The organism is Nocardioides sp., from assembly GCF_025964975.1.
In the GTDB taxonomy this organism is placed as follows: Bacteria; Actinomycetota; Actinomycetes; order Propionibacteriales; family Nocardioidaceae; genus Nocardioides.
Genome location: NZ_JAOPXV010000046.1, coordinates 1 through 6,418, shown reverse-complemented (window position 1 = coordinate 6,418; position 6,418 = coordinate 1). Strand labels below are relative to the sequence as shown.

8 protein-coding genes are annotated in these 6,418 nt (G+C 69.8%); 4 read left to right on the top strand and 4 right to left on the bottom strand.

What is annotated here, in order from left to right:
* The first annotated feature begins 109 nt into the window (after positions 1–109).
* Positions 110–1,492 (top strand): sugar nucleotide-binding protein, encoded by a 1,383-nt coding sequence (locus tag JWN68_RS03610; protein WP_297734825.1) that lies wholly within the window; start codon positions 110–112, stop codon positions 1,490–1,492.
* A 575-nt stretch (positions 1,493–2,067) separates the two neighbouring features.
* On the top strand, positions 2,068–2,193 hold the full coding sequence (locus JWN68_RS03605; protein WP_297734823.1) for a hypothetical protein: 126 nt from the start codon (positions 2,068–2,070) through the stop codon (positions 2,191–2,193).
* A gap of 79 nt (positions 2,194–2,272) precedes the next feature.
* On the opposite strand, the gene JWN68_RS03600 is transcribed toward JWN68_RS03605, so the two are convergent.
* The gene (locus tag JWN68_RS03600; protein WP_297734820.1) at positions 2,273–2,623 is read right to left on the bottom strand and encodes a phosphomannose isomerase type II C-terminal cupin domain; all 351 of its coding nucleotides are present in this window, start codon (positions 2,621–2,623) and stop codon (positions 2,273–2,275) included.
* Between the two features lie 66 nt (positions 2,624–2,689).
* Between JWN68_RS03600 and JWN68_RS03595 the strand changes: the two genes are divergently transcribed.
* Positions 2,690–2,983: a DUF2516 family protein gene (locus JWN68_RS03595; RefSeq protein WP_297734818.1), complete on the top strand. Its 294-nt coding sequence runs from the start codon at positions 2,690–2,692 to the stop codon at positions 2,981–2,983.
* An 80-nt stretch (positions 2,984–3,063) separates the two neighbouring features.
* On the opposite strand, the gene JWN68_RS03590 is transcribed toward JWN68_RS03595, so the two are convergent.
* From JWN68_RS03590 to JWN68_RS03580, 3 genes are all read right to left on the bottom strand, one after another.
* A complete protein-coding gene (locus JWN68_RS03590; RefSeq protein ID WP_297734815.1) occupies positions 3,064–3,744 on the bottom strand; it encodes a hypothetical protein in 681 nt (226 codons plus the stop codon).
* Positions 3,745–3,748: 4 nt separating this feature from the next.
* A complete protein-coding gene (locus tag JWN68_RS03585) occupies positions 3,749–4,144 on the bottom strand; it encodes a helix-turn-helix transcriptional regulator (RefSeq protein WP_297734812.1) in 396 nt (131 codons plus the stop codon).
* 64 nt (positions 4,145–4,208) lie between these two features.
* Positions 4,209–5,168 (bottom strand): asparaginase, encoded by a 960-nt coding sequence (locus JWN68_RS03580; RefSeq protein ID WP_297734810.1) that lies wholly within the window; start codon positions 5,166–5,168, stop codon positions 4,209–4,211.
* 44 nt (positions 5,169–5,212) lie between these two features.
* Here JWN68_RS03580 and cysC point away from each other — a divergent pair.
* Positions 5,213–6,418 (top strand): adenylyl-sulfate kinase (gene cysC, locus JWN68_RS03575; protein ID WP_297734807.1); only part of this gene is annotated, 1,206 nt, incomplete at its 3' end.

Below are 6,418 nucleotides of genomic sequence, written 5' to 3'. Positions count from 1 at the left end.
ACTGGTGGCGTCCGGCGAAGGAAGCGGTCGAGGCGACCTACGCCCAGAAGGGCCAGTAGTGAGCACGCCGCCCTCCCTCGAGACACTGCCTCGACTCGAGAAGACCGCGATCCCGGGCCTGGTCGTCCTCCGGCTCGACCGCCGCGACGACTCCCGCGGGTTCTTCAAGGAGAACTGGCAGCGACAGAAGATGGTCGATCTCGGCCTGCCCGATTTCGGCCCGGTGCAGAACAACGTCTCGTTCAATGCCGAGCGTGGAGTCACCCGCGGGATCCACACCGAGCCCTGGGACAAGTTCGTCTCCCTGGCGACGGGGCGGATCTTCGGCGCGTGGGTCGACATGCGCGAGGGCGAGACCTTCGGGGCGACCTTCACCCTGGAGATGGACACCTCGGTGGCCGTCTTCGTCCCGCGCGGCGTCGGCAACAGCTATCAGGTGCTCGAGGACGCGACGGCCTACACCTATCTGGTCAACCAGCACTGGCGTCCCGGCATCACCTACCCCGCCCTGGCCCTCGACGACGCGGCTTGTGCCATCGACTGGCCCATCCCGCTGACCGAGGCGATCATCTCCGACAAGGACCAGAACAACCCCTCCCTCGACCCGTCCACCGCGATCGCGCCGAAGAAGGCGCTCATCGTCGGGGCGCTGGGTCAGGTCGGCCGGGCGCTGCAGGCCGAGTTCGGTGACTCCGACCTCGTGGACATCGTCGAGGGCGACGGCGTCACCGTGCTCGACCTCACCGACGCAGCGGCCGTGGCCGAGCTGCCGTGGCACGACTACGCCGTGGTGCTCAACGCCGCCGCCTACACCGCCGTCGACGCGGCAGAGACCGCCGACGGCCGGCGTACGGCCTGGGCTGCCAACGCGACCGCCCCCGCCACCCTGGCCCGCCTGGCCCGCGAGCACGGCGCCACGCTGGTGCACTACTCGTCCGAATACGTCTTCGACGGCACCGCCGAGGAGCACACCGAGGACGAGCCCCTCTCGCCCCTGGGCGTCTACGCGCAGGCGAAGGCCGCCGGCGATATCGCCGTGGGCACCGCGCCCCGGCACTACGTCGTCCGCACCTCCTGGGTGATCGGCGAGGGCAAGAACTTCGTCCGCACGATGACCTCCCTGGCGTCGAACGGCGTCTCGCCGAGCGTGGTCTCCGACCAGGTCGGGCGCCTCACCTTCGCCGACGAGCTCGCCCGCGCCACCCGGCACCTCATCGACACCGATGCCCCCTTCGGCATCTACAACGTGTCCAACGCCGGAGCCCCGATGTCCTGGGCCGAGATCGCCCGCGAGGTCTTCACCCGCTCGGGCCGATCAGCCTCAGACGTCTCGGAGACCACGACAGCGGAGTACGCCGCAGGCGTGCTCGACAAGGGCGGCCCCTTCGCCCCCCGGCCACTGCAGTCGGTCATGTCGCTGTCGAAGATCCGCGCCACGGGCTTCGAGCCCGAGGACGCCCTCAGCGCTCTCGACCGCTACCTCGCCGGCTGAGGCCTGACGTCTGCAGTTGACGGCTCGGCCTGCCGGGCGCGGCTGGGCAACCCGTCGAGGACGTCGAACTGGCGACGCCAGGGCTGTGGATGAGCGGAGCGGACGAACCCACGACCGGGGGCAGGCTGGGCCGGTGGACGACGTGGTGCAAGCCCTGCGAGCCCGGGGTGGGGTTGCGAGCTGGACGGAGCTCAAAGAGACACTCGGCCGCGACCCAGCTCGACGTTGCTCTCGCTGAGGCACGAGTCAGCCGGGTACGACGCGATCTCTACGCTCTCGCAGACCTCCGCGAAGTACGACGACAAGCCATCGCAGCAGGCGGGGTCGCGTCCCATCTGACGGCGGCGTTGCACTGGGGCTGGAAGCTCAGGGAACCAAAGACTCGCCCGTGCATCACGGTCTCGCGGGGCTCGCGCAAGCCAGTCGGGGACCTTGAGGTGCACTGGCAGGACCTCGCACCGCGTGAAATGGCTGGACACGTGACCCGTCGCGTCCCCACGGTCGTCGCCTGCGCCCGCGCCTATGACAGTGCCACGGCGCTGTGCGTGGCTGACTCGGCTCTCTGAGAGGGCCAGGTGACACACCAGCAGTTGATCGAAGTCGTGGTCCGGTTCACGTGGGCGGAGGTCATGCACGACCCTGCCTACGTCCGGGCCGCGTTGATCCAGATCGTCCGCACGCGCACCCGCGGGTCGGCCTAGACCCGACGTCGGCAGTTCGCGGCCGACGCGCCCGGGCCCGCGCTCGGCGCCGTCGAACTGCCGACGCCCGGACTCAGGATCAGCCGGTGCGGCCGTAGTCGTCCTCGAGCCGGCAGATGTCGTCCTCGCCGGTGTAGGAGCCTCGCTGGACCTCGATGATCACGAGCTCGTCGTCGTGCATGTTCGTGATGCGGTGCGCGGCACCCTGGGCGATGTCGACCGAGTAGCCCGCCTTCGCGACCGTCGTCTCGCCGTCGATCACGCAGGTCGCCGTACCAGCGATGACGACCCAGTGCTCCGAGCGGTGCTCGTGCGTCTGGTAGGACAACCGCTGCCCGGGACTGACATGGATGCGCTTGACCTTGTAGCCCTCACCCTCATCGATGACGTGCCACGAGCCCCACGGTCGGTCTTCCGACTCCATCGACATGCGTGCCCCGTCCTGTGCTGATTGACGTCTCACCCTATGCGACCCCCGGAGACGTAGGGTGGAGCGGTGTTCTTCTTCGAGCTGGAGGCCTACGGCTACCTGGTGGCGGTTCTGGCGATGCTGGCGGTCAAGGCTTTCGCCTTCATCAGCGCCATCTCCTTCCCCGCTGAGGCCTACCCGGCCGCCAGCCGTGGCAACAAGGTCGGCTGGGCGATCGGGCTGGGACTCGGCTTCGTCGCGCAGCTCATGTTGATGGGGGCCCGTCCGCTCAACCTCATCAGCCTCGCGTTCCTCATCGCGGCCCTGGTCTACGTCGCCGACACGCGGCCCGCGCTGGCCGAGGTCACCAGCACCCGCTGAGCCCCGAACATGCCGAAGCCCCCGGCAGTGCCGGGGGCCTCGTTGAAGCGGGTCGAGACGGAGCGTCTCGGCACGGAACGTCAGTCGCCGACCTTCTGGGCAGCGTCGCTGACGGCCTTGACGGCGTTCTCGGCCGTGTTCTTGGCGGTGGTGACCGTGGCCTTCGCGGACGACTTGGTCGCCGCAGCCCTCTTGGTCGCCGGCTTGGTGTTCGTCTTCTTGGCGGTGTCGGTGGCCTTCTTGACAGCCGTCTTGGCCGTCTTGGTGGCCGCGGTCGACGTCTTGCGCGCCTGCGTGTTGGTGGTCTTGGCCTTCGCCACGGTGGTCCGGGCCGACGCCACGGTGTCCTTGGTCGACTTCTGGCGGCGGATGCGGCCGACGAGGGTCTCGCCGCGCTCCACCAGGTCGATGAACGCGTCGGCGGCGTAGTTGACGTTCTCGTCGACCAGGCTCGAGACCCGGGCCGGGTAGCCCTTGGCCTCGGTCTGCAGCTCGGCGACGCGGGCCTCGATGGCAGCGCGGTAGGCCAAGGCGTCCTTGGCGAGGGCGTCGACGCGGGAGCCGACGACGGTCACGGCCTGCTCGCGCAGGGCCTTGGGGTTGGTGGCCGTCTTCTGGACGCTCGTCAGGCGGGTCTGCGTCTCGGTGACGAGGTCGCGCACCTTCTCGACGGCGAGGTCGGTCATGCCGACGCCGGCGTAGAGGGGCTTGCGGGCCTCGGTCCTGATGTCGAACTTGGTGCGGGTCTTGGTGGTGGCCATGTCGTTACTCCTTGTGAAGGGGTGATGGGTCATGCCCCTGCCCCGCGTTGAGTGCGAGGAAGGACGCGTACACGTCGAGCAAGGACTGCTTCTGACGCTCGGTGAGACCGGTGTCGGCGAGGATCGCGAGCTCGACCGTGACGCCGTGCGCCTCCGGGCTGACGATCCCGGCCTGGATGTAGAGCTGTTCGGCCGAGATGCGCAGCGCCTTGGCGATCTGGTTGAGGACTTCTGCCGAGGGGCGTCGCAGACGGCGCTCTATCTGGCTGAGGTAGGGATTGCTGACGCCGACCTGCTCGGCGAGCTGCCGCAGGGAGAGGCGCGACGCGAGCCGCTGCTCCTTGAGGAAGTTGCCGAGAGACTCGACGACGGTCTTCCCGTCCTTGTTGCCCTTGGCCATGCCTCCATAGTGCTAACACTTGTTAGCAGAATGCAAACTCAGTTAGCGTGACCCTGCCCACACCTCACAGGCAGGCGCGGATCTCGCCGACCGGGCGGCCACCACCGAGAAGCACCAAAGCGCCGGTGCGGCGTACGGCGTCAGCGTCGACGCCTTCGTCGTCGAGGACCCCGGAGCGCTCGAGCGCCGCCGCCATCAGCACCGGCCGGACCCGCGGGGCCCCGTCGTCCGTCTTCAGGGCGAACGACCGGCCATCAGGTAGCGCAAGCGCGTAGCAGGACTCGGCGCCGGCCTTGCCGATGGAGCCGGGGATGGCGGTCAGGAGGGTGAGCTCGTCGCGGGTCGTCCCCGAGACCTGGGCAGGGTGGCTACGGATCGCGTCGGCAACCAGCCGCTCCGGGCCACTCGTCGCGACCGCCAGCGCACCGAAGGCGCGCGCGAGCCCGATCAGTGAGGTGGACAGCAGGGGGGCGCCGCACCCGTCGACCGCGACGGTGTCGACGGGTTCACCGGTGAGCTCGGCGAAGGTCGCCGCGATCGCCTGCTGCAGCGGGTGGGCGGGTTCGAGGTAGTCGTCGATCGACCAGCCGTTGACCACGCAGGTCGCCAGCATCGCCGCGTGCTTGCCCGAGCAGTTCATCAGGATCGAGCTCTTGTCGCCGCCCGCACGGATCACCGCTTCGCGGGCCGCGTCGTCGAGGGGATAGTCCGGCGGCGTTTGGAGGGCCGACTCCGTCAGGCCAGCCGACTCGAGGATGCGGCGGGCTCCCTCGACGTGGAAGGTCTCGCCGGAGTGGGACGCACAGGCGAGCGCGAGCAGCTCGGGCGGCAACGAGAGTCCTGCCCGCACCATCGCGAGGGCCTGGATCGGCTTGTTGCACGAGCGCGGCAGCATCGGCTGGTCCACCACGCCGACCGACCAGTCGACCTCACCGGTCGCGTCGAGGGCCACCACCGATCCGTAGTGATGGCCCTCCACGAAGCCGGAGCGCACGATCTCTGCTACCACCACTGGACTCGACATGGCTGCAGGCTAGGTCACGGGCCCGCGACTGGCAGGATTGACCCGTGTCCCCGGCCCAACACTGTCCCAGCCCCCGCGAGCTCGACGACCTCGAGCTCCTGAGCACCGGGGCACTGCTCCCCCTGACCGGCTTCAACGACCCGGGCAGCGTGGTGACCATCCAGCTCCCCGAGGCACTCGCGGACGAGGACGAGATCGAGCTGGTCGACCCCGAGGGGCTGCCCCTCGCCCTGCTCGCCCCGCGCAGCGGAGCCGTCACCAGCCTGACGCACGCCCAGTTCGGACCCTTCCGCCGCCTCCACCTCAGCCCCCAGCAGGTGCGTGAGCGATACGCCGGCCGCACGTTGGTGCCGGTCACCGACGCCCTCACCGCCGCCGACCTGGATGAGGTACGCCGACTGGGACCCGTCGTCCTGGTCGCGCTCGCCGGACACGGCACCCCCGTCCTGTCGCCGGTCGCGCTGGTCCGGGCCACCCTGGCGGCGGCCGACCTGCTCCCGGACGCAGCCGTGGTCGCCGTACCCCTCGCCGCGCACGGCGAGCCCGAGGCCGATCACGCGCTGGGGCTGCAGGTGCTCGCGAACTACGCCGGCGGTGACCCGGTGCACGCGCTGACGGACAGCGAGGGCACCTACCCCGACGCGATTGCGGAGGTCGTCGACCGGGACGAGCCCGCGCCCGACGAGCAGGGTCTGGTGCTGTTCTTCACCGGCCTGTCCGGCAGCGGAAAGTCCACCCTCGCCCGTGCCCTGACAGACCGCGTGCTCGAGCAGGGGGTGCGGAGCGTCACCAGCCTGGACGGAGACGTCGTACGCCGCCAGCTGTCCGCCGGCCTCAGCTTCTCCAAGGAGGACCGGGAGACCAACATCCGGCGCATCGGCTGGGTGGCGGCCGAGATCTCTCGCCACGGCGGTCTGGCCGTCTGCAGCCCCATCGCACCCTTCGCCGAGACGCGTGCCGACGTGCGCGCGATGGTCGAGTCGGCCGGCGGCGCCTTCTTCCTCGTGCACGTTGCCACCCCGCTCGAGGAGTGCGAGCGACGCGACCGCAAGGGCCTGTACGCCAAGGCCCGCCGTGGCGAGATCCCGGAGTTCACCGGCATCTCGTCGCCGTACGAGGAACCGGACGACGCCGACGTCCGCGTGGACACGACTGGCCGGACCAGCGCGGCCGCCCTGGCCGACGTCGTCGACGCGTGGGCCGAGCGAGGCCACCTTGACCTTCGCGACTCGCTCTCCTCCTCCCTGGTC